The following is a 23,692-nucleotide window of genomic DNA, read 5'->3' as shown; positions in this document are numbered from 1 at the left end:
AAAACCTCAAAGCAGGAAGAGTAACTGGAAAGAGATGTTCCAGCTTCCCAGTTACTCTTCCTGATTGGCAAAAACCTACTCCGTTCGTAAGCTTTTAGCGGGATTCATTAGGGCCGCTTTGAGACTTTGGAAGCTGATCGTTACCAGCGTAATAGCCACGGCTACTAAACCGGCCAGCACAAACACCCACCACTCAATATCGACCTTGTAGGCGAAATCCTGCAACCATTTGTTCATAGCCCACCAGGCAATCGGAGAGGCAATAATCAACGAAATCAAAACCAGTTTCAGGAAGTCCTGAGACAATAGGGCAACAATGCTCGAAACGGATGCGCCCAGTACCTTCCGAACTCCTATTTCTTTGGTGCGCTGTTCGGCCGTGAACGTGGCCAGCCCGAACAAACCCATACAGGAAATCAGGATCGCAATCGCCGTTGCCAGATTGACAAGCTGAGCTGTTTTTTGCTCTTTCTCATAAAGTTTGGCAATGGAGTCATCCAGAAATGAGTAATCAAACTTATTTTCGGGATATACCTCATTCCACTGTTTCTCAATACTCGCCAGTGTCGTTTTTAAATCGTCGATCTGGCGGCCTTTTGTAGCCAGTTTGACCCCAATATTCTGGGCCTGCCGGGGCATATAACTAATAAACACGGCACCAATTTTCTCGTGAAACGATTGCTCGTGAAAATCGGCCACGACACCAACAATTGGATATTGCCTCCCTTGAAAATCAATGAGTTGATTGATGGCGTCGGCTGGTTTTTTGAATCCAAGCGCTTTGGCATACGTGGCATTGATGACCATTTCGCGTAGTGAATCGCTTTTGTGGTAGTTTCGCCCAGCCAGCAGGTGAAGTTGATACAACGGAATGAAATTCTCATCGCCAACCTTCGCCGAAACATCCATCTCCACCTCTTTCTTGCCCCGGTATTTCAGCTTGGTTACCATATAGCTCTGACCCATTGGCGGAAACCATTGCATGGTTACTCGGTCAACATCGGCCAGTTGTTTGATCTTCTGGGCCAGTACCCGACTTTTATCATCGTGGAGTGTATGTACGTCGATGATGGCATCCGTCGAAAAACCGAGGTCTTTATTGCGCATAAAACTAAGCTGACGGCCAACGATCAATGTTCCGATAATGAATGCCAGCGAAACCGTGAACTGAAACACAATCAGACCTTTACGCAGATATCCTTTCTGACCTCCCTTGAGCGCACTTTGTCCTTTTAGAGTCAGAGCGGGCAGGTACGAAGACAGTAACCAGGAGGGATAAAATCCGGCCAGCAACGACGTAATGACAACAAGCCCTGTCAGGAAAAGCAACGTCTGGAGACTGATGAGGTTGAACGTCAAGCCAGTGGGCGTCAGCGACTGCATAACCGAAAGAATAGGCCCGACGATCAGTAACGCAATAAGAACTGCCAAACAGGTTAACAGAGCCGTTTCGCTGAGGAACTGAAAAATCAGGCTCGTTCGGCTACCGCCCATCACTTTCCGAATGCCAATTTCTTTGGCCCGCTGGATGGATTGAGCCGTTGAAAGGTTGATAAAGTTAACGGCAGCAATCAGCAGAATAAACGCAGCCACGGCCATCAGCCCATACAAGGTCGGCAAGTGTGCTTTTCGGGAATAATTATCCTGGTAATTTTCATTGAAATGCAGGTCGGAGAGCGGTTGCAGACCCGGCCAGAATTTCATTTCCTTCGCAAAATGCTGTTTCGAAAATTGCTGGAATAGGGGTTTTAGTTGAGCGGGCGTTGTGCCCTGGGGAAGTTTGACAAAAGCCTGTGACGCCGACCAATTGTCGTTCCATTCGTCGAGATTGATCTCACCCTTTAACTTGCTGGCCCGAATCGTTGCCATCGAAATAAAATCGGTGAATGTGAAATCGGTTGGCTGTTTCCAATCCTTCACGATACCCGCTACACTTACCCGCACCGAGTCCCGATAAATCACGTCCTTGCCCATGATTTGAGCAAGTGGTAAATCACCAAAATATTTACGCGCCTTTAGTTCCGATAACACCACCTTAAGGGGCTCGTTCAGTGCTGTTTTGGGATTGCCAGCCAGCCACTCATAGCTGAAAATATCGAAATACTGGGGGTCTACAACCACAATATCGGCGGTTCCGCCGGTACGTCTTCGGCTTTCGAAATGCTTTGGCTTTTCGTTCCCATCGGGCACAAGAACGTCTGTTTCAATATTGTGAAAAGCGGCTACCGTTTCCAGCCCCGCAATCTCTTTTCGGACAGCAGCCGGAACCGCGTTCGGAATGAAACCAACGGAATGTTTTTCGTCAGTTGCGTTATATTTTACATCACCAACCAGCCTGTAAATTCGCTCCTGGTCAGGATGGAACGAATCATAGCTCAGTTCGTAGTTGGTGATCAGATAAATGACCAGACAGGCCGTTACGCCCAGGGTGAGACCAAATAGGTTGATTAGCGTACTGACTTTATGTTTCGTCAGATTACGGAATGCGATTTTAAAGAAATTGCGTAGCATGACAGGACTTGCGAAAAAAGGTGACGGATATTCATTTGGTTTACGCTTTATAGCAAAAGGCAATCCACGGCGGGGTTTGAGAAAACCCAACACTTCTCTGCCATATTGCCGCCGGGCCGACTGAACTCCAAACAGGCGACAATTCCGCTCAAACCGCTCCTGTAAATCACCTTCCAACTCTTCCAGCAAATGAGGAGCACAGAACCATTCGAGCAGCCGATTGGCCCAGCGGGGCGGTCTGACCGGTCCGTCGGCGCGGTTTGGGGGAATGTTCATAGGAGCGAATGACTAATGGAAAGCAATGGATTGATTGGCAATTCTGAGGGCGCAGCTTTTTAGTCCGACCTCAAAGAAGTAACTGGATTCATTAAGGCGGCTTTGATGCTTTGAAAGCTCACCGTCAGTAGGGTTATGGCAATAGCTACCAAACCGGATACGGCAAAAATCCACCAGGAAATCTCAGCCCGATAGGTATATTTCTGAATCCAGTTACCCATGAAATAGTAAGCAATCGGGATGGCGATAAAAAGCGAAATGAATACTAAGACGACAAAATCTTTTGACAGAAGCCGCCATAAATTAAAAACAGATGCACCCAGTACTTTCCGAATGCCGATTTCTTTGGTGCGTTGTTCGGCAATGAACGACGACAGGCCGAAAAGACCTAAACAACTGATGAAAATGGCCAGTACGGCAAACAGGGAGGCCAGTTTGCCGATTCGGTCCTCGGCGGCAAATTTCAGCGCGTACTCCTGATCCGCAAATTTGTACTCGAAAGGAGCCGTCGGAATTAGCTTTTTAAATACCGCTTCGATTTTAGGTAAAGCTTCGTTTGCACTGGCATTTGGATCGATTTTGATGTGTATCCAGTTCGTTCCTCCGTGTGCTCTGATCATAAAAATAGTAGGGTATATGGGCTCATAAGGCGACTCCATCACCATATCTTTGACGACCCCTAAAATGCGATAATGCATCAGCTCCCGATCCCGAAATTTCCAGCTAACCGCTTCTCCAACTGGATTTTTCAATCCCATGTATTTGGCGGCTGCTTCGTTGATGACCATTCCTGATGAATCCGACCTGAATTCTCTCGAAAAATCGCGCCCTTTTACAAATTGCCAACCTACCGTTTTCCCATATTCAGGTGACACGACCAACGTGCCAAAGCTGTCTTTAAAGGAGGGACTTTTTCCCTTCCACGTAAACCCATCGTTTCCCGACCAAACTTCGGTGACCCTGCCCATCGATTCAGCCATTTCGGCTACAACACCCGTCCGCCTTAACTCACTTCTGAGCAGTTCATGTTTGCCATAAAAATCGCCTGATTTCATTTCTACCATCAACAGGCCATCCCGCGAATAACCGACCGGCCGATTTTTGGCAAACTGAATCTGGCGAAAAACAACGATGGTGCCGATGATCAACGAAACCGAAACAGTAAACTGTAAAACCACCAACACTTTGCGGGGCATAGAGGCAAAACGACCGATGATAACAGTTCCTTTGAGTACGTTAATGGGCTGAAAAGAAGACAGATACAGGGCAGGATAGCTTCCTGCGAGAATCCCTGTGAAACTGATAAAGAGTAAACTAGCTATCCAGAACCATTGGTTGGTCCAGGGGATAGTCATTTGCTTGGCTGCCAGGTCGTTGAACCAGGGCAGGGAAATCGTAGTCAGCAAAAGGGCAAGTAAGAAGGCGAGAATGACCACTAAAAATGACTCGCTAAAAAACTGATTCACCAATTGCATCCGTACCGAGCCGACCGCTTTGCGAATACCGACTTCTTTAGCGCGTTTTTCGGAACGGGCCGTACTCAAATTCATGAAGTTAATGCAGGCCAGCAGCAACACAAAGGCACCGATGATACTGATTAGCCAGACCATTTGCATCGGCCCGTTGTCGAGGGCTCCTCGTTTGTAATTATGCAAATGCCAGTCGCGCATGGGAAGCAGAAAGACTTCCGGGGCTCGTTTGGCTTCTGCCGGAAAATTGACAAGGTTTTTCAGCTCAGCATCTTTGATGTCGGCAGAAACTTTGTCAAAATCAGTGTCTGGATTGATTTCAGCGTAGATTTTAAGAAAATGATTTTGCCAATCCGTCATGGCCCGTTCTTTTATCCAGGGATTATCGGATACCCACAGGTCGAATGGGGCCAGAAATTTGACCTGATTGAATTGCGTATTCAACGGCAAATCCTCATATACACCCGTAACCTTTACGTCGAGTTTATTATTGATTTTCATCAGCTTATTCACGGGGTCAGCATCCCCAAAAAGTGCTTTGGATGTCGATTCAGAAAGCAGGATCGAATGCGGGTCCTGTAAGCCTGATCGAGTGCCGTAAATCATCTTCAGCGTGAGCATTTCGGGTGCAGCTGCATCCATGAATAAGCCTTTTCTGGACACTTGCCTTTCGCCCGCCGAGAGAACATTGTCAACATCCCACGAAGCTTCAACAATGTGTTTAAAGTTGGCTTTATAGTTTCTTTTTAACTCCGAAATCAACGGGTATTGCAACGACGAATTAATCCCGACGCCATTTTCTCCATATTCACGCGATCTTACCTGAGCGATATGGTCGTAATTCTGGTGATACGTGTTGAACGATAGCTCATCCCATATCCAAAGCCCATTCAGCATAGCTACGGCCATGCCGGTTGCCAGACCGAAGATGTTGATGAACGAATAACCTTTGTTTCGGGCGAGGTTTCGCCAGGCGATTGTCATATAGTTGCGTATCATAACAGGGCTGAATAAGGAATAAGAAGAATAGGTATCAACACGGTGAACTGGCTGTTTTCGTTTCAGGAAAAAGGGTAATCCGGCACGCGGTCTGAAAAAACCAATCACCTCCCACCCATATTGTCGCCGGGCCGACTGAACTCCAAACAGCCGACAGTTTCGCTCAAATCGCTCCTGCAAATCGCCCTCCAACTCTTCCAGCAAATGAGGGGCACAGAACCATTCGAGCAGTCGATTGGCCCAGCGAGGTGGTCTGACCGGTCCGTCGGCGCGGTTTCTGGGGGTGTTCATAGGAGCGAATGACTAATGGAAAGCAATGGATTGATTGGCAATTTTGAGGGCGCAGCTTTTAGTCCGAGCGCAGGGAAGTAACCGGATTCATCAGGGCCGCTTTAATGCTTTGGAAGCTCACTGTCAGTAGGGCTGTGCCCAGGGCCAGCAAACCAGCCAGCGCAAATACCCACCACTCAATATCGACCTTATAGGCAAAATCGTGCAGCCATTGGGTCATGCCATACCAGGCGATGGGTGTCGCAATCAGAATGGCAACCAATATCAATTGTAGAAAATCTTTGGAAAGCAAAGCCACAATATTCACCACAGAAGCACCCAACACTTTCCGGACACCGATTTCTTTGGTACGCTGTTCAGCCGAAAAAGCAACCAGTCCAAACAATCCCAAACAGGCAATCACAATGGCAATGAGGGTGAAATACAACACGATGCTGGAGGTGCGTTGTTCTTTTTCGTAGTTCCGTTGAAAATCCTGATCAAGAAAAGAGTACGAAAAAGGCGTATCCGGATTTACCTTTTTCCAGGATTTTTCAATAGTTGCCAGTAATTTGGTGTACTCTTTTGTGTGAACATTGGCAATAAAATAGCGGTGTTTATCGCCAATTGTGGTCGTTAACCCATAAGGTTTGATGGTCTGATGCAGGCTCTGGAAGTTAAAATTTCTGACAACCCCAACGATCTGCATCGGGTGGCGCACATTCTGCCAGTCGAAGTAGATGCTCTTTCCAACAGCTGTTTTAGCATCATAGCCCAATTGGTTGACAGCAACTTCATTGAGTATGATACTCGTTGAGTCGGCCGTGAAGTTTTTTGAGAAAGCCCTGCCATACAGCAGTTTAAAACCCAGCGTTTCGAGATAATCGTTCTCGACTGTAGCGAAATTTATATCAACGGCCTCGTGTACTGATTTCCCTTCCGCATAAAAAAGCAAATCATCAGAAGCTTCCAGGCCAGGGTAGGTTGAACCGCTTGCAGCCGAAACCACTTGCGGGTTCTTAAGTAGCTCATTTTTTAACGTCGTGTAATTGCCGGTCGCCTGGCTGCTTTGAAGAGGTATGACAAGTTGTTGGGTTTTGGTGAAGCCCAGGTTCTGGTTCTGTACAAACGACAATTGTTGCCAGATGACGATGGCTCCCAGGATCAAAACAATTGAAACTGTAAACTGAAAAACCACTAAGCCTTTGCGGAGAGCAGTTGCCGAAATAGTGGTAATAAGCCTTCCTTTGAGTACAGCAATTGGTTTAAAAGACGACAGATAAAAGGCTGGATAAAAGCCTGCCAGCAACCCTGTCAGCAGCGTTATTGCTACGATCCAGCCCAAAAAAGTGGGATTTTGAAAAACACTCAAGTCCTTTTTGGTGAGGTCGTTAAAGACTGGAAGGATCAGCTGCATAAAGGCCAGCGCGAAGCAAAGAGCCAGTATGGACATCAGTAAGGATTCGCCCAGAAACTGACCAATCAATGATGTTTTAAAGGCGCCCATTGCCTTGCGAATACCGACTTCTTTAGCCCTCTTTTCAGAACGTGCCGTGGATAGGTTCATAAAGTTGATGCAGGCGATCAGTAATAGAAATACCGCTATCGAGCCAAAAACATACAAATACGTCGTGCTTCCACCAGACATAAGCTCATTATCCAGATCAGATTTTAGATAGATATCGGTTACGGGCTGAAGAAACAGGCTTTTAGAAACGCCCAACGCTCTTAAATCTGCCGCACCGTGGCGGTTCAAAAAAGCCGGTAATTTTTGTTCAAACGACAGGGCATTTGCGCCCGCACTCAATTTTACGTAGGCGTAGAAAATATTATTTGTTGCCCAGTTGTTTTGTTGATCTACCCAATTACCTACATCACCATTGCGCATTGACAGAAAGAAATGGGCGTCGATGTGAGATTTATGACTTTCTCTAAATACACCTTTGACAGTATAGTTGAAATCACCAAAAGGTAGCCCGAGGTTGATGACTTTGCCGATTGGATTCTCGTCACCGAATAGTTTATTGGACAGGCTTTCAGAAAGAACTAAAGTGTTGGGTTGATTGATGGCATTTTTGGGATTCCCGTATTTGAAGTTGTACGTAAATAGTTCGAAGAACGTGGAATCCACATAATAGCCGTTGGTTTCAAAAAAATGCTTTTGTTCATGGTTATGACCATACTTCAACAGCATTTTTTCCATGTTAGGCATCTTCAGTAGCCGGGTAACCTGTTCGACTTCGGGAAAGTCGTTTTTCAGTCCCCAGGCTGTAGGAGCCGCTGTCGCTGCCCAATTCTCCTGTTTGGTGGCAGTAGCAACACGATAAAGCCGATTCGCACTTTCGTGATGTTTGTCGTAACTAAGCTCATCGAAAACATACAGTGTAATCAACAGGCAAGTGGCCAAACCGACCGCTAATCCAAAAATATTGATGGCAGAATACGCCTTATTATTAATCAGGTTCCGCCAGGCGATTTTAAAATGATTTCTGAGCATAACAGGGCTTAATAAGAATGGGGCAGTCCGGTCGGTTTGCTGGATTGATTCCGGAGATACATAGTCACTAGATTGTCTTTGCAGGGCAAACGATCTGAGAAACCCCAGCACACTAAGCACATAATTTCGATTCGCGCTCGTAATCCCTCGTTGCCCTATATCCCGCTCGAATCGTTCGTGCAAATCACCCTGAACTTCCTCCAGGAGATGTGGGGCGCAGAACCATTCGAGCAGGACGTCAGCCCAGCGGGGTGGACGTTGAGGGCGTTTGGGAGCGTTCATAGACAACCGGAGTTAGTCAATTTTTAAACTTTTTACCGGATTGGTCATCGCGGCTCTTAATGATTGCCAGCCAACGGTTAAAAAAGCGATAGAAATTGAAATGAAAGCCGTCAATAAGAATACGCCAATGCTGATATTGACTCGATAGGGGTAATTTTCGAGCCATTCCTGCATGGCATACCAGGCCGCCGGAAAAGCAAAAATGAACGAAATGGAAACCAGCTTCAGAAAGTCGGTCGAGAGTAGTTGAACAATGCCGGTTACGGATGCACCCAGCACTTTCCGAATGCCAATTTCTTTGGTTCGTCTTTCGGCCGATAGGGTAGCTAAACCGAATAGGCCAATGCAGGAAATAAAAATGGTTAGGATGGCTCCGAAGAGCATCATTTGTTTCCACTTAGCCTCCGACTCATACCGTTTTATGTTTTCCTGATCCAGAAATTTATACGAATAGGGATTGAGCGGGAATAGCCTTTTTACCGTTTTTTCGATGTACTGAAGGCTGGCTGTTTCCGTGTTGGGCTTAATCTTGATAAACACTTTTCCGTAAGGATTACTAGCCTTCATGGTAAATAATTGCGGCTTGATTTCACGGTTCAATGCTTCAAAATGATGATCTTTTACGACACCAATAACATGGTATTTTTCGGGCTTTTCGGACCAGAAAAAATTAACGAGCTGTCCAATTGGTTTTTTCCAGCCCGCCTTTTTGACAAATGTTTCATTGACCAATACCGACTGCGATGAATCAGACGGAAAATCCGGTGAAAAATTTCGACCTTTTAACACTGGTATTTTGAAAAGCGGCAAATAGGTTTCATCGACGGTTTCGTAGGCGAAACTTAATTGCGTTTCACCATTAATTTTAGCAACAGTGCCCCAGAATCCTCCATTTTTTGGTGCCACATCGATAATGTCCGGATTTTTGGCCAGCTCTTCTTTTACTAATTTTGCCTCGCTCCGTTTTAAGTTCGATTTGTCTATAATAATCAGATTTTTATCATCGTATCCGAGATTTTTATTGGTCAAATAATTGAATTGCGAATAAATAGTTAATGACGCGATAATCAGAAAGGACGCAAGCGTGAATTGTAAAACAACTAGTGACTTTTGCAGGTAATTTTTGCCTGAAAGATTGAAGCGACTGTAGAGTGTTTGAACGGGATTGTAGCCTGATAAAACAAGTGCTGGATAAAAGCCAGATAGCAAGCTTGTTATAATAAAGAGAGCGGCATAGCCGGCAACTAATTCAGCATCAAATAAATACGAAAGGGCAAGGGCTTTGTTAGCAAGTTGATTGAACGTCGGTAAGGCTAATTCGATCAGAATAATACCCAGCAGAAAGGCCGCAAAACACAGGATAAACGATTCGCCCAGAAACTGAATAATGAGTTGTGTTCTGGCTCCGCCGACTACTTTTCTGACACCAATTTCTTTCGCTCGTTTCAGTGAGCGGGCTACAGTCAAATTAACAAAATTAATGCAGGCGATCAGCAAAATAAATAGGGCGATTCCCGACAAAATATAGGAAAACGTAGGGTTACTTTCGTCGACAAGCCCATTACTTGCCGGAAGCTCTTTACTGAGATGCATATCGGTAAAAGACTGAAGTGCATATACCGTCCTACCGGTCTCGTTAAATTTTTCGGCCATCTCTTTTATACTTTCCCGCGCATCGGCTACATAAACCCGGTTCATTTTTGACTCTACTGCCTTAACGTTGGCATTGGGTTTGAGAATGACAAACGTATTCATAAAGACACTGAACCAATTCTGGTTTTTTGCCATGTCTTCGCCTTTAATGACTAAGGGCATGAGTACCTCGAATTTGATGGAGGAGTTCTGGGGACATTTCTGCGCTACACCAGTTATGATATATGGCTCAAATTTTTCATTTTCCTTAAATAACATGCTCCGTCCCAGTACGTTTGTTGTACCAAAATTTTTCTCGGCCATTTCTTCTGAAATGACCACCGATTGCGGATTTTGCAAAGCCGTTTTTGGATTGCCACTAAGTAAAGGGAAAGTGAAAACAGAAAAGAAGTTCGTATCCGCAAAATGTACGGTCTGACTCTTTACCTCTGTGCCCAGTTTGAGGTCTTTTCGGTTTTCCTTAAATCGAACGAACGAGGTTATTTCCGGTACACCCGCATGAAATTTCGGACCTGGGAAAATCCCCGTGTAAGGCTGTAGATTTTCTAAAACACCGGCTGCTGTCAGGTGTTTGCTGGTGATTCGATAAATCGATGGGTTGTTGCGATGAAAGCGGTCGTAACTGACTTCATCTTTGGTATAAAGCATAATCAGCATGGCTGCAGCCAGGCCAATGCTCAAACCGATGATGTTAATGGCTGAATACGCCTTGTTTCGGGCCAGATTTCTAAAGGCTATTTTAAGGTAATTTCGGAGCATAGCAGGGCTGAATAAAATAGGTTGAGGATATTCACTGGGTTGTCTTTTCAAGGCAAACGGTCGAAGAAAACTTAGCACTTCTCGTTCATACTGCCGCCGGGCCGATTGCATGCCATATCGCAGGACGTTCCGTTCAAAACGCTCCTGCAAATCACCCTCTACTTCTTCCAGAAGATGAGGGGCACAAAACCATTCCAGCAGGCGGTTGGCCCAGCGAGGTGGCATGGCAGATTTCATATACTGATAGCTGGTAAAGCATTTGGGGCAATGGAACTCCACAACTGATCGCGCGTTGCCCGTATGTCGTGCAGGGTCCGGCTGCCCAGTACCGTAACTGTGAACAGACGCTTGCGTCGGCCACCGCGTTCTGCCGTTGCATCGCCCATTCGCGAGGATAGCATGCCTTTTTCTTCCAGCCGGTGCAAGGCTGCATGAACGGCACTGATGCTTACCGAGCGCCCGGTCTGCCGGTCCAGCTCGTCGGTAATCGCTACACCGTAAGCGCCTTCGCCGAGTACAGCAACAGTCAGTAAAACAACTTCTTCAAACTCACCTAAATAAGATCGTCTCATAAGAAAGAGATATAATCAATTTTTGTAGAACAAATGCCTTGCCAAAACATCAAATCGGCATCTGGAGCTAGATAGGCTGGTTTTCATGGACCGAACTGTACGATTTCGGACAATCAGATTGTCCGAAGCCGAACAGATAAATTTTGTTCTAGGTTGGTTTATCCGGCTATTTGGGTCGGTTACCGGAATCCGCTTAAGCTGTGCAGTCATTGATACCATTCGATTTGTTAGTTTGCAGCATGAACGGTCAACAGGCGATAACTTCAATATTTGTAGAATAAATAAAGCCAGACAACATTCCATTCTTTAGGTCAACCTAATAGAGCGATAAAAATGGAAATTGTTGCATACTCAGAAAAGAAAACGTTTTATGAACCAACCTCTCTGGTCGCTCAGCGGCCAACGTGCCCTAGTTACGGGCGGAACCAAAGGAATTGGTGAGGCCATTGTCCGGCAATTTCTGGATCTTGGAGCCGCCGTATTTATCGTTGCCCGCAACAACGAATTACTTCAGAAGCAGTTGGTCGAATACCGCCAGCAAGGACATACCGTCGAAGGGATTGCTGCCGATGTAAGCCAGCCTGGCGTAGCGGCCCAGGTAATCGAAGCTGTACAAACAAAGTGGAATCGTCTGGATATATTGGTCAACAATGCCGGAACAAACATTCGAAAACCTACCGCCGAGTATAGCCCGACCGAGTATGATTATATTCTGAATACAAACCTGCGTTCGGCTTATGAACTAAGCCAGGCGGGTTATCCGCTGCTGAAAGTGGCAGAAAATGGTTCTTCGGGTCAGAGCAAGATCATTTTTGTTTCGTCGGTATCGGGTCTGACCCATACCAGCAGTGGGTCGCTCTATGGCATGACCAAAGCGGCAATGCTGCAACTGACTCGTAATCTGGCCGTTGAATGGGCTCCCGATGGTATTCGAGTTAACGCGGTTGCGCCCTGGTATATAAAAACGCCTTTGGCTTCGCCGGTTCTTACCAATCCCGAGAAATTAGGCGGTATTCTGAAGCGGACGCCGATGAATCGAGTGGGTGAACCGGAAGAGGTCGCGTCAGTCGTGTCGTTTTTAAGTATGCCCGCATCCGGTTATGTCACCGGTCAGATCATTGCTGTCGATGGCGGATTGATGGCCTGGGGGTATTGAGGTTAGTGGGCTTTTCCGTACGTTTTTTCACCGGCTTCAATAGGCACTGTCAACACGTTGTTTTTGGGTGGAATCGGGCAGGGGTAGCCTTCACTGAAAGCACAATAAGGGTTATAGGCTTTGTTGAAGTCAATAGTCAGCTGCCCGTTTTTGATGTCGCTCATACGAAAGTCGAGATAGCGACCTCCACCATAGGTGGCAAATCCTGACGTAGCATCCTTGAAAGGCAGGAATAGGTAGTCGCGATATTCGGGCATTCGAATTAGGTTCAGGTTGCGGTAAAGAGTCAGCTTCTGCGGTTTACCATACAACACAAACGATACGACGCCATATTCGACGTGTGGCCTGGTCATGCCGTTATACGTGGGCATCTCGAAGGGTTCGGCTTTAGGCGTTAGCTGTATGGTTGCTACGATCCGAAAGGTCGAGTCGGGCTCGTAAAATCGCAGATACGATACATCTTCTTTCGATTTCAGCGGACTTCCCTTTGACGCCATAAAGTCGTTTTTATACGTCTCCCGGTGTTTCGCGATTTCTTCCGTAAAAGGAGTTTGGGCAACGACCACTGTCGATAAAAAACCCGTTAGTAGGAGTAACAGGAAGCGTATAACCATTAGGACGAAGCTGAGTTTATAGAGGTAAACTGATAAGTGGGTAACTGGCTTGATTAACCCGGTTACCATTTACACAATTACTTTTCATTACGGCTTTTATCGTGAACTGCCCTGAACTGGGTTATGTTCTTAATGTACGAAAGAACCACATCAGAACAACAAACGCAATAAAACGATGGATCAGGCTAAAGAATCATTCAACGATATAATTAAAGGCGATAAGCCCGTGCTTGTCGATTTCTACGCCGACTGGTGTGGTCCCTGTAAACAACAGGCTCCCATACTGAAGCAACTCACCGACCGTGCTGGCGATAAAGTCCGGGTCGTAAAAATCAATGTAGATAAGGCGCAGAAAGCCGCCGACCAGTATCAGATTCGGAGTATTCCGACGATGATCCTATTCAAAGAAGGCAAAATTGTCTGGCGGCAGTCGGGCGTTCAGCCGCTCCATACACTGGAAGGTTTAGTGAAGCAATTTAGCTAACTGACAGGTCATGCCTAACAAAAAGCCCACCCGGTCTCAAAACCGGGTGGGCTTTTTGTTACTTCCGATTCTTACTTTGTTTTTTGCGCCAAACCGAAATTTTTCAGGTTCGTGAGTGCAATGACATTAATGATCTTCCATTGACCATTGAGTTTTTCAACTACCCGTGTCTCTTTCGAACTTGTCTTACCATGACTGTCCAGAAGAGTCTGATCGTAGGTAACAAAGGCCATATTGCCGTTCTGATGAATGGTATAATTGGCATTCTGCACCGTTACATTATCCGTTACTTTTGAGCTCTTGAACTGGGTGGAAAATTGTTTTTCCAGATTATCCCAGCCCTTGATCAGCATAAAATCTCCTCCGTACAGATTAGCAGCAAAGTTTACGTAAGGCACATGTGCCCAGGCGCTGGCCCATCTTGCTTTATCTCGTTTGAAAAAGCCTTCGGTCTCATTAAACAGCACGCGCTTGATCGCTTCGTTGTCGGTCTGTGCCAGACTGGTCGAAACAGCGCTCAATACAAGAGCGACTACCAAAAATGACGTTTTCATGGCCGGTAAATGTTGATTTACTGGTCAATGTAGATAACTAAACTGTAATAATCAACTAATTTTTTGCACTTTTAGCAATAGTGTAACTATTGCTATTTCTGTCGTTTCTTTTGCGAATAGTACGTAAGCGATCAATGATTTTCGGCAGGTTCCAACTGTATTCTCAACTTGTTCAATTAGTTTCGCAGAAACCCTGTAACCATGAAAAAAAGAACCTTTCTTAAACTATCTTCAGCCTTAATGGCAACTCCAATCATATCTCCGCTGGCGCATTTGGTCCCTGGCGAAAAGTTGAAAAATTGGGCCGGAAATTACACCTACAGCACCGATCGGCTCTATTCGGCCAAGTCAATAGAACAGGTTAAGGAAATCGTAAAGAAGTACAATAAACTGAAGGTGCTGGGTACGCGTCACTGCTTCAACGGAATCGCCGATAGTACCAATAATTTTATTTCGCTTCGGGAAATGGATAAGGTTTTGTCCCTGAATGCCGCTGCCCATACCGTAACGGTTGATGCGAGCATGCGCTATGGTCAGCTGGCCCCTTATCTCGACAGCAAAGGATACGCCTTGCATAACCTGGCTTCCCTGCCTCACATCTCCATTGCGGGAGCCTGTGCAACGGCTACCCACGGTTCGGGGGTCAAGAATGGTAACCTGTCAACTGCAGTGGCAGCACTGGAAATTGTTACGGCCAATGGCGAAGTACGGACATTATCTCGCGCCAAAGACGGTGATACGTTCCGGGCAGCTGTCGTTAATCTGGGCGCACTGGGCGTGGTCACTAAGGTTACACTCAATCTTCAGCCAACCTTCAAAATGCGTCAGTACGTGTATGAAAACCTGCCGCTGGATCAAGTGAAAGCACATTTTGATGCCATCATGTCGGGTGGTTACAGCGTCAGCCTGTTTACCGATTGGCAGAAGAAACGAATTAACGAAGTCTGGATAAAAGAGCGCGTTGAGGCAGGGAGTAAACAAGCAGCCAAACCGACGTATTTCGGGGCGACTCTGGCGACTAAAAACCTTCACCCAATTGCCGAACTATCCGCCGAAAACTGCACCGAACAGATGGGCGTAGCAGGTCCGTGGTATGAGCGATTACCCCACTTCAAGATGGGCTTTACTCCCAGCAGTGGCAAAGAGCTGCAATCGGAGTATTTTGTGCCCCGAAAGAACGCTGTTGAGGCCATTCTCGCTGTTGAGCGGCTTCGCGATCACATCAGCCCTCATCTGATGATTTCGGAACTACGAACCATCGATGCCGATGATTTCTGGATGAGTACGGCTTACAAACAGCCAAGTCTGGCTATTCACTTTACCTGGAAACAGGACTGGGCATCGGTGAGTAAGGTATTGCCGATGATCGAAAAAGAACTGGAGCCGTTTCGAGCACGACCACACTGGGGTAAGCTGTTTACACTTTCGGCTTCGAAGCTTCAATCCCGGTACGAAAAACTCCCCGATTTTAAGAAACTGGTGAAAGAATATGATCCTCAGGGCAAGTTTCGGAATGCCTTTCTGGACTCGACTATTTATGGTAGTTAAGAGCGAAACAGGTCATTTATAGTACTAGGCCATGACTTGACTAAATGGCCTAGTACTATAAATGACCTGTTTCGCTCTTAGCGCATTGTCTCCAGGAGTAGCCTGGATTCTTCGAGGTCTAATTCATACAAAATAGTTCGAAGCACCTCATCATCCTTTTGCCCCTCCCGACGCAAACGAGTGGCTAGCTCACGCTCGACCCGAATAATCTCAAGCTGAATACGCATTGTTTCCCGAACTTCGGAAGCATTGACGTTTGTGCGACGGCCATTCTGATGTAGCCGGAGCCTGTCGATACGCGTTTCATACTTGTGTTTGAGCAAAGCCAATGCCTCGTCGGACACCTCTTCACTAAGCGAATAATTAGCTTCCAAATGTTCAATGGCCATACTGGCCAGTTGAATCCGCAGGTTGATTTCTTCCTGTTTTGCCCGTTGGTCAGGCGTGATGTTCAGCCATCGAATCAGGTAGGGTAAGGCCAGGCCCTGTAAAACCAGCGTCGAAAAAATGACGCAGTAGGTAAAGAAAATGATCAGATCACGTTGGGGAAATGGCGATCCATTTCGTAGAGTCAGGGGTAAAGCCAGGGCTGTAGCCAGCGATAATACACCGCGCATACCCGTCCAGCCAATAACCGTATTTAACTTTCCGCTGAAAAGAAGGCTGGGTTTAGCTGTTCGATTGGCAACTAAACGGGGGAGATAACCCGCTACAAAAACCCAGATAAATCGGCTTAAAATCACGGCCAGACTGACCAGGGCACCGTAGATAAGTAGTTTACTGGGGGAGTAGCCAGAGGTGGTCAATAAGATCCGGCGCAACTGTAATCCCATGAGCACAAAAACAATACTGTTTAGCAGGAATGTGACAACGTTCCAGACATTAATGGTTTGTAAATGGGCCTGACGGGATAAAAACTCCGACGACCGCAGCGTCAGAAACAACCCTGCCGACAGTACAGCCAATACACCCGAAACGTGCCATTCTTCGGCTATAAGATAGCCCGCAAACGGCGTCAGAAAAGTCAACGTTGTCTCCACAACGGGTGTATCGTCGGTTAGTTGATGAATACTTTTGACGACCCACGCTAAGGCCAGCCCGATCAGTATACCACCCAAAACGACCACAAAGAACTGTTCGCCCGCTTCAATCAGGACAAACTGCCCGGTAGTTACGGCGGCAACCGCATAGCGATATACGATTAGCCCAGTCGCGTCATTCACCAGACTTTCGGCTTCCAGAATAATAACTACCCGGCGGGGGAGTCCCATCTGTTTAATGATCGATGTCCCGGCAATGGGGTCTGTGGTTGATACCGTTGCTCCCATAACAAATGCCAATGGCCACGAAAAACCCGGAACGAACGTGTGCACAACCCAGGCAACGCCCACCGTTGAAAACAGGACCAGGCCCAGCGCCAGAAGCATAATAGGCCGGAAGTTTGCTTTGAAATCGGCCCAGGATGTGTTCCAGGCAGCCGAGTAGATCAGTGGGGGCAGAAAAACCAGAATAACAATATCTGGTCTGAGTACAATGGATGGTAGCCCCGGAATCAGACCAATGGCAATACCCGCCAGCACCAACACGATAGGTGAGGCAATACGGACCCGCTCGGCCAGAGCCGCCAGTGCAGTGACAATGGCTAACAGGGTAATAAGTAAAGCGACACTACTCATACCTTACACAACCGCATGGCTGATCAGTGTGTTTAACGAATCGTGACAGCCTAAAGAGTTTCTCCAGTCTGGTAATGACTGCAAGTCGCAACAATTTTCGATAATATATGAGGATATTTAACTCTTTTTCGGCTTTTCGGGTGAACGCCATTCTGTGTTTGAAAAATATAGATAATTTGCTGGGTAAAGGCATATGTTTTCGAGCACCCTATTTTCGTTTTACCTCTGAAAAACTCACTTTAAAATCACTTTTACTTACCTGTCTATGAAACGTAGAGAAGCCATACAGCAAGCAGCCCTAATGATGGGAGGTTTGTTGTCGGCACCCACACTGGCGGGGGCAATGGGGCGTATCACCAACACTGGCCCTAGTGTAGTTGTAACAGCCGAACAGGAAACCCTGCTGGCTGAAGTAGCTGATGTGATCATCCCGACCACCACAACTCCGGGCGCCAAAGCCGCTGGGGCCGAGAAATTCATCGTTCGTGTCATGCGCGATTGTTATCCCAAGAAAGATCAGGATAGCTTCTATGCCGGTCTGGCTAAACTGGATGCCAGTAGCAAAACCAAGTTTGGGAAAGGATTTACGGAGCTGGACCTGCCTCAGAAAAACGAAATGGTAAAGCAGACCATGACCGACGACAAACCGTTTTTCCTTCGGATGAAGGAACTAACGACGACCGGCTATTTTACATCCGAAATAGGAGCGACTAAAGCACTGGAGTACCTGCCCGTACCTGGTCAGTTCAATGGTTGTATGCCCCTCAAACCCGGCCAGAAAACGTGGGCCCTATAAGTACAATGAATAATTGAGATTGGAAATGACTCCCTGCTGGAACCGTATCCATTTTGCCGCACTGGCGGCCCCGATTATTCACTATTCAATCAAAAAAATATGTCTTATCTCAATATTGATTCCATAAAAGAACAGAGTTACGATGCCATTGTGATCGGATCTGGAATATCTGGCGGCTGGGCCTCCAAAGAACTGACGGAAAAGGGATTACGGGTACTGATGCTCGAGAAAGGGCACCAGCTCGAACACGTATCCGGTTATGAAAACGCGATGAAAGACCCGTGGCAGACCAAATACAACGGTCGGCTGACGGAAGCACAGAAGGAGTCGCATCCAAAACTGGCGCGCGATTACCCCTATAATGAAATGACTGAAAAATACTGGATGAACGATTCGGATTCGCTTTACAAAGAAGTGAAACGTTTCGACTGGTATCGGCCGAATATTGTTGGTGGAAAGTCGATCATGTGGGGGCGGCAGTCGTATCGGCTAAGTGATATTGATTTTGAAGCTAATCTTAAAGACGGTATCGCCGTCGACTGGCCAATTCGCTACAAAGATGTGGCTCCCTGGTATTCATACGTCGAAAAATTCGTCGGAATTTCGGGCGAGAAACTAAACTTACCCCAACTGCCCGACAGCGAGTTTCTGCCGCCAATGGAGATGTATTGTGTGGAGAAAGAAGTTCGTAAACGGATCGAAAAGAACTTCCCCGGTCGTACGATGACCATCGGACGGGTAGCCAACTTGTCGAAAGCGGGTGAGGCCCAATTAGGAGTGGGCCGTGCGCCCTGTCAGTACCGGAACAAGTGTTCGCTGGGTTGCCCCTACGGCGCTTATTTTAGTACGCAGTCGTGTACATTGCCCCCAGCGGCCAAAACAGGCCGGTTGACACTCCGTCCCGATTCGGTCGTTACCGAAATTATTTACGATGATAACCAGAAGCGCGCTACGGGTGTACGCATCGTTGATGCTGTGACGCTCCAGAGCCGGGAATATTTTGCCAAAGTTATTTTCGTTTGCGGTAGCACACTGGGGTCAACATCAGTGCTGTTGAACTCAAAATCGAGCCGCTTCCCGAATGGTCTGGGTAACGATTCGGAGCAACTAGGCCACAACCTGATGGATCACCACTTCCGCATTGGTGCCTCGGGCGATTGGGAAGGTGATCTGGACAAATACTATATCGGTCGTCGGGCCAATGGCATTTACGTACCTCGTTATCGTAACATTGGTGCCGATAAACGCGATTACGTGCGTGGTTTTGGTTATCAGGGTGGAGGTAGCCGGCAGGGCTGGCAGCGCAACATCGCTGAAATGAGTTTCGGGGCCGATTACAAAGAGGAACTGACCAAGCCGGGCCCCTGGACAATGGGTTTAGGTGGATTCGGGGAGACCTTGCCTTATTACGAAAATCGCATGTATCTCGATAAAAACGAGAAAGACAAGTGGGGTATGCCGCTGGTCGTTTTCGACGCAGAACTCAAAGAAAATGAGAAAAAAATGCGCGTCGACATGATAAACGATGCCAAGGAGATGCTGGAATCATCAGGCGTCAAGAACGTTAAAGGATACGACAGAGGGTCTTACCTGGGTATGGCTATCCACGAAATGGGCACCGCCCGTATGGGTCGTGATCCGAAAACGTCGGTTCTGAATGGCAATAACCAGATGCATGCTGTCAAGAACGTCTTTGTTACAGACGGAGCCTGCATGGTTTCTGCGTCGTGCGTAAATCCGTCGCTTACCTACATGGCCCTAACGGCGCGGGCGGCTGACTTTGCCGTGAAAGAGATGAAACGGAAAAGTATCTGATTTCGAAGAATAATACGGAAAAACGGCCGGATCGAAAAATCATCGATCCGGCCGTTTTGTTTTGAGTGATTTGGCACGTTCACCAAATCCTGTGCTCCGGTTAATAAAAGATTCGTCTCAACAGGAATTGCGATTTAGAATAGCCTTCCTAAAAAAATGAGTACAATTGCCCCGCCTACTGCAATCAGCAGGTTCATGACTAAGCCATCGTTGTCGGGGTCATTGCCAAGGCGACGGGCGATAAAACCGCCTATAAATCCGCCAACAATACCGAGGATAATGTTAACCAGGGCTGAATGATGGCTGCCCATAACAACACTGGCCAGATAACCGGCGATTCCGCCAATAAGAATAGAATATAAAAAGCCCATAGGAAAAAAGTTAACGGTTTTAAGTATAGTGTTGTAATGGTACGGGAAATAGAAATACTTTGCTACTAAAGCAGGAGAAAATGATGACAAAATTTAATGGGCAATGGGTATAAACACCTGCTTCGGGCGTTTATATACCAATGGAGTATCACTACTTTTACGTCGTATAATCCAACCCTCTTGCCTGTTTAATTATGAATCCTTTTCGATCGGCTAAGCGATCCCTGCTGTCCCGCCGGGCGATAGCCCTCTCCACTGCTGGTTTAGTAATAGGTGCTGCTTTTGTTGGGGCATACCAGAACCGAAATCTCAATGCCGCTTCGGGAACTTACCTCTCAAAGCTGTTTGCCCAACTCAGTGACGACGATAAACACGATCCTAAATATGCTGTTGGTAGTCTGAATGTTGCGCCGGGTCTGGAAGCTACTCTTTTTGCTGCCGAACCGATGCTGAGCAATCCAACGGATATTGATGTCGATGCCAGAGGTCGCGTATGGGTGTGTGAAGCCTATAACTACCGGCCTGCTATCAACGGTAACCCAACCCGTAAAGAAGGCGACCGGATCATCATTCTGGAAGATCAGAATGGCGATGGTAAAGCCGATATTACGAAAGTGTTTTATCAGGACCCAAGCATCGAATCACCACTGGGTATCTGGGTACAGGGCAACCGGGTAATAGTTGCCGACAGCCCCAACGTATGGGTATTGACAGACGAAAACGGCGATGATAAGGCCGATAAAAAAGAACTACTCTTTACAGGAATCGGTGGTGAGCAGCACGACCACGGCATGCACACGTTTGTGTTTGGTCCTGATGGTAAGTGGTATTTCAACTTCGGCAATGCCGGTGAGCAGCTCCTTGATAAAGATGGAAAACCAGTTGTTGACATCGCAACCGGCAAAACCATCGATAAACAGAATTTTAAGCAGGGCATGGTATTCCGCTGTGATCCTGATGGGAAAAATGTTGAATTGTTAGGCCAGAATTTTCGCAATAATTACGAAGTGGCGGTTGACTCATACGGTACGCTCTGGCAGTCAGACAACGATGATGATGGCAACAAGGGCGTTCGCATCAACTACGTAATGGAGTACGGAAACTACGGCTATACCGACGAAATGACGGGTGCGGGCTGGCAGGCAAACCGTGACAATCTCGAACCCGAAATCCCACGGCGACACTGGCACCTCAACGATCCGGGTGTTGTGCCAAACCTGCTCCAGACCGGTGCTGGCTCACCAACGGGTATTATTGTTTATGAAGGTAAACTTTTGTCCGAAGTGTTTCGGAATCAGGTGATTCACTGCGATGCCGGGCCGAATGTTGTGCGTTCCTATCCCGTACAGAAAGATGGAGCGGGTTATAAAGCCGAGATTGTAAACGTGCTGGAAGGCGCCCGCGATCAGTGGTTTCGGCCGGCCGATATTTGCGTAGCTCCCGATGGGTCGCTTATTATTGCGGATTGGTATGATCCCGGTGTAGGTGGCCACCAGGCTGGCGATCAGAACCGGGGCCGTGTTTATCGCGTAGCTCCGCCAAACTCGCCCTACACCATGCCGAAAGTAGATGTTTCGACCACCGAAGGGGCTATCGAAGCACTCCAAAGTCCGAACATGTCGATACGGTATGCTGGATGGCAAAAACTACGTGAGTTAGGCACCAAGGCCGAAAAACCCTTGGCAAATCTCTATAAAACGTCGACTAATCCCCGGATGCAGGCTCGTGCGCTCTGGCTGCTGAGCAAATTGGATAAAGGGCAAAAATACATCGAAACTGCTCTCAAAAGCGATAATCCGGATTTGCGCATTACGGCGCTACGGGCCGCCCGTGAACTCAAAATAGATATTATTCCCTATGTGAAGCAATTGGTCAACGATCCCGATACGCAGGTTCGCCGGGAGGCTATTATTGCGCTTCGCCGGAACCAGAACGCCGGGCCGTCTTCACCTGAAGCACCGGCTCTGTGGGCGCAACTGGCTAGTAAATACGACGGCAAAGACCGCTGGTATCTGGAAGCGCTTGGTATTGGGGCTGATGGTAGCTGGGACAGTTACTACACGGCCTGGTTGAAGCAACAAAGCGGTGATCCATTAGCCAATGCGAGTGGCCGTGATATCGTATGGCGTGCCCGCACCAAGGAGTCTGTACCGCTGCTGGCGAAACTGGCTGGTGATCAGGGAACAGAGCTGAGCCAGCGGTTGCGTTACTTCCGGGCGTTCGATTTTAATCCCGGTGCTACCGAAAAATCAGCCGCCCTACTGGGTATTTTGCAGGCGAATAGCGCATCGACAGATGTGACGAAACTAGTATTACGCCACCTCGATCCGGCCTATGTCAAAAATTCAGCCGTAGCAACAACTGCGCTGAATAAACTCCTTACTGATGTATATGGAACACCCGAATACATCGAGCTGATAACCCGTTATGAACCTGCATCAGAGAATGCTAAGCTGAGCCAGCTGGCACTGGCCAAGTATAACGATGCCATGGGTCGGGATGCAGCCCGGCAATTGATCAAACAAAATGGTAGCTCATTGATCTTGGCCGTTATCAATGGGTCAAATGCCGATGAAGCGTCGCAAATGGTAACGGCCTTGCTGCGGGTTGGTAACAAAGAATCACTCGATATTCTGAAAACCGTTGTTCTTGATGAGAAGCGTTCACCGGCACTACGGATGACGGCTACACGGGCATTGGGTGGCAGTATGGATGGGGCCGACCAGGTGATTGCTCTGTTGAAATCAGGCGATATCAAAGGCGATTATAAAAAAGCTGCCGTTCAGGGAGTCAGCAATGACTGGCGTAAAAACATCAGGCAACAGGCCGCCAGCTTCTTAGACGGTGTGCAGGGAGCCGAAGGGAAAAAGCTACCCGGTCTGAATGAATTGATGGCCATGAATGGTGAGGCTACAAAGGGTGTAAGCGTATTCAAAAACAACTGCGCCATCTGCCATCAGGTCAATGGAGAGGGGATGGATTTTGGTCCGAAACTCTCCGAAATAGGTTCTAAATTGCCAAAGGAAGGCCAATATCTGGCTATTTTGCATCCAGATGCCGGTATCAGCTTCGGATTCGAAGGCTGGGAGGTGAAGTTTAAAGATGGCAGTACCATGTCGGGGATTGTCTCCAGTAAAACTGAGACTGATTTGCAAATGAAATTTCCAGGTGGTGCCGTACAAAACTACAAAATGGCTGATGTTGTCTCGATGAAAAAAATGGACAGTTCCATGATGCCATCGGGCCTACAGGAAGCCATGAGTACGCAGGATCTGGTTGATCTGGTCGCATATTTAATGAGTTTGAAGAAAAAATAATCCGAACCCGGATTATGCTGATTAACGGATTAACAGGATTTTGTTAGCCACTTCAATAAAGTGGCACATAGCT

The 23,692-nt window shown here is 47.3% G+C and carries 15 protein-coding genes; 6 read left to right on the top strand and 9 right to left on the bottom strand.

Annotation, left to right across the window (positions count from 1 at the left end):
* Positions 1 to 75: 75 nt before the first annotated feature.
* The 5 genes from G8759_RS27080 to G8759_RS27060 are packed head-to-tail and all read right to left on the bottom strand — an operon-like array spanning position 76 to position 11,288.
* A complete protein-coding gene (locus G8759_RS27080) occupies positions 76 to 2,787 on the bottom strand; it encodes a permease prefix domain 2-containing transporter (protein WP_232073964.1) in 2,712 nt (903 codons plus the stop codon).
* A 59-nt stretch (positions 2,788 to 2,846) separates the two neighbouring features.
* Positions 2,847 to 5,546, bottom strand: coding sequence for an ABC transporter permease (locus G8759_RS27075; RefSeq protein ID WP_167215464.1), 2,700 nt, complete (start codon positions 5,544 to 5,546; stop codon positions 2,847 to 2,849).
* Positions 5,547 to 5,604: 58 nt separating this feature from the next.
* Positions 5,605 to 8,304 carry an ABC transporter permease gene (locus G8759_RS27070; protein WP_232073963.1) on the bottom strand — a complete coding sequence of 900 codons (2,700 nt, stop codon included), beginning with the start codon at positions 8,302 to 8,304 and terminating at the stop codon, positions 5,605 to 5,607.
* Between the two features lie 12 nt (positions 8,305 to 8,316).
* Entirely contained in the window at positions 8,317 to 10,953 is a 2,637-nt protein-coding gene (locus G8759_RS27065) for an ABC transporter permease (protein ID WP_232073962.1), read from the bottom strand.
* Positions 10,950 to 11,288: a PadR family transcriptional regulator gene (locus tag G8759_RS27060; protein WP_167215461.1), complete on the bottom strand. Its 339-nt coding sequence runs from the start codon at positions 11,286 to 11,288 to the stop codon at positions 10,950 to 10,952. The genes G8759_RS27065 and G8759_RS27060 overlap by 4 nt, the downstream gene beginning before the upstream one ends.
* 370 nt (positions 11,289 to 11,658) lie before the next feature.
* Here G8759_RS27060 and G8759_RS27055 point away from each other — a divergent pair, with 370 nt between their 5' ends.
* Positions 11,659 to 12,444 carry an SDR family oxidoreductase gene (locus G8759_RS27055; protein ID WP_167215458.1) on the top strand — a complete coding sequence of 262 codons (786 nt, stop codon included), beginning with the start codon at positions 11,659 to 11,661 and terminating at the stop codon, positions 12,442 to 12,444.
* Between the two features lie 2 nt (positions 12,445 to 12,446).
* Here the strand turns inward: G8759_RS27055 and G8759_RS27050 are convergent, their stop codons facing one another.
* Positions 12,447 to 13,058 (bottom strand): DUF1684 domain-containing protein, encoded by a 612-nt coding sequence (locus tag G8759_RS27050; protein ID WP_232073961.1) that lies wholly within the window; start codon positions 13,056 to 13,058, stop codon positions 12,447 to 12,449.
* Positions 13,059 to 13,233: 175 nt separating this feature from the next.
* Here G8759_RS27050 and trxA point away from each other — a divergent pair, with 175 nt between their 5' ends.
* Entirely contained in the window at positions 13,234 to 13,542 is a 309-nt protein-coding gene (trxA, locus tag G8759_RS27045) for a thioredoxin (protein ID WP_162391033.1), read from the top strand.
* 71 nt (positions 13,543 to 13,613) lie between these two features.
* Here the strand turns inward: trxA and G8759_RS27040 are convergent, their stop codons facing one another.
* Positions 13,614 to 14,096: a hypothetical protein gene (locus G8759_RS27040; RefSeq protein ID WP_167215455.1), complete on the bottom strand. Its 483-nt coding sequence runs from the start codon at positions 14,094 to 14,096 to the stop codon at positions 13,614 to 13,616.
* 201 nt (positions 14,097 to 14,297) lie between these two features.
* Between G8759_RS27040 and G8759_RS27035 the strand changes: the two genes are divergently transcribed.
* On the top strand, positions 14,298 to 15,644 hold the full coding sequence (locus tag G8759_RS27035; RefSeq protein ID WP_167215452.1) for a D-arabinono-1,4-lactone oxidase: 1,347 nt from the start codon (positions 14,298 to 14,300) through the stop codon (positions 15,642 to 15,644).
* Positions 15,645 to 15,721: 77 nt separating this feature from the next.
* Here G8759_RS27035 and G8759_RS27030 read toward each other — a convergent pair whose 3' ends face one another.
* The gene (locus G8759_RS27030; protein ID WP_167215449.1) at positions 15,722 to 17,320 is read right to left on the bottom strand and encodes a Na+/H+ antiporter; all 1,599 of its coding nucleotides are present in this window, start codon (positions 17,318 to 17,320) and stop codon (positions 15,722 to 15,724) included.
* Between the two features lie 265 nt (positions 17,321 to 17,585).
* Between G8759_RS27030 and G8759_RS27025 the strand changes: the two genes are divergently transcribed.
* Positions 17,586 to 18,116, top strand: coding sequence for a gluconate 2-dehydrogenase subunit 3 family protein (locus G8759_RS27025; RefSeq protein WP_167215446.1), 531 nt, complete (start codon positions 17,586 to 17,588; stop codon positions 18,114 to 18,116).
* A 99-nt stretch (positions 18,117 to 18,215) separates the two neighbouring features.
* Positions 18,216 to 19,931: a GMC oxidoreductase gene (locus tag G8759_RS27020; RefSeq protein ID WP_167215443.1), complete on the top strand. Its 1,716-nt coding sequence runs from the start codon at positions 18,216 to 18,218 to the stop codon at positions 19,929 to 19,931.
* 134 nt (positions 19,932 to 20,065) lie between these two features.
* Here G8759_RS27020 and G8759_RS27015 read toward each other — a convergent pair whose 3' ends face one another.
* Entirely contained in the window at positions 20,066 to 20,302 is a 237-nt protein-coding gene (locus tag G8759_RS27015; RefSeq protein ID WP_162391027.1) for a GlsB/YeaQ/YmgE family stress response membrane protein, read from the bottom strand.
* Between the two features lie 194 nt (positions 20,303 to 20,496).
* On the opposite strand from G8759_RS27015, the gene G8759_RS27010 reads away from it, so the two are divergent.
* On the top strand, positions 20,497 to 23,619 hold the full coding sequence (locus G8759_RS27010; protein WP_167215440.1) for a PVC-type heme-binding CxxCH protein: 3,123 nt from the start codon (positions 20,497 to 20,499) through the stop codon (positions 23,617 to 23,619).
* Positions 23,620 to 23,692: the final 73 nt, after the last annotated feature.

Origin of the sequence: Spirosoma aureum (assembly GCF_011604685.1) — a bacterium.
Classification (GTDB): Bacteria; Bacteroidota; Bacteroidia; order Cytophagales; family Spirosomataceae; genus Spirosoma; species Spirosoma aureum.
This window is presented reverse-complemented; position numbering and strand designations above follow the sequence as displayed.

Excerpts from the sequence above, each read along its gene's own strand:
- G8759_RS27080 (WP_232073964.1), bottom strand. The coding sequence starts at position 2,787 with ATGAACATTCCCCCAAACCGCGCCGACGGACCGGTCAGACCGCCCCGC.
- G8759_RS27075 (WP_167215464.1), bottom strand. The coding sequence starts at position 5,546 with ATGAACACCCCCAGAAACCGCGCCGACGGACCGGTCAGACCACCTCGC.
- G8759_RS27070 (WP_232073963.1), bottom strand. The coding sequence starts at position 8,304 with ATGAACGCTCCCAAACGCCCTCAACGTCCACCCCGCTGGGCTGACGTC.
- G8759_RS27065 (WP_232073962.1), bottom strand. The coding sequence starts at position 10,953 with ATGAAATCTGCCATGCCACCTCGCTGGGCCAACCGCCTGCTGGAATGG.
- G8759_RS27060 (WP_167215461.1), bottom strand. The coding sequence starts at position 11,288 with ATGAGACGATCTTATTTAGGTGAGTTTGAAGAAGTTGTTTTACTGACT.
- G8759_RS27055 (WP_167215458.1), top strand. The coding sequence starts at position 11,659 with ATGAACCAACCTCTCTGGTCGCTCAGCGGCCAACGTGCCCTAGTTACG.
- G8759_RS27050 (WP_232073961.1), bottom strand. The coding sequence starts at position 13,058 with ATGGTTATACGCTTCCTGTTACTCCTACTAACGGGTTTTTTATCGACA.
- trxA (WP_162391033.1), top strand. The coding sequence starts at position 13,234 with ATGGATCAGGCTAAAGAATCATTCAACGATATAATTAAAGGCGATAAG.
- G8759_RS27040 (WP_167215455.1), bottom strand. The coding sequence starts at position 14,096 with ATGAAAACGTCATTTTTGGTAGTCGCTCTTGTATTGAGCGCTGTTTCG.
- G8759_RS27035 (WP_167215452.1), top strand. The coding sequence starts at position 14,298 with ATGAAAAAAAGAACCTTTCTTAAACTATCTTCAGCCTTAATGGCAACT.
- G8759_RS27030 (WP_167215449.1), bottom strand. The coding sequence starts at position 17,320 with ATGAGTAGTGTCGCTTTACTTATTACCCTGTTAGCCATTGTCACTGCA.
- G8759_RS27025 (WP_167215446.1), top strand. The coding sequence starts at position 17,586 with ATGAAACGTAGAGAAGCCATACAGCAAGCAGCCCTAATGATGGGAGGT.
- G8759_RS27020 (WP_167215443.1), top strand. The coding sequence starts at position 18,216 with ATGTCTTATCTCAATATTGATTCCATAAAAGAACAGAGTTACGATGCC.
- G8759_RS27015 (WP_162391027.1), bottom strand. The coding sequence starts at position 20,302 with ATGGGCTTTTTATATTCTATTCTTATTGGCGGAATCGCCGGTTATCTG.
- G8759_RS27010 (WP_167215440.1), top strand. The coding sequence starts at position 20,497 with ATGAATCCTTTTCGATCGGCTAAGCGATCCCTGCTGTCCCGCCGGGCG.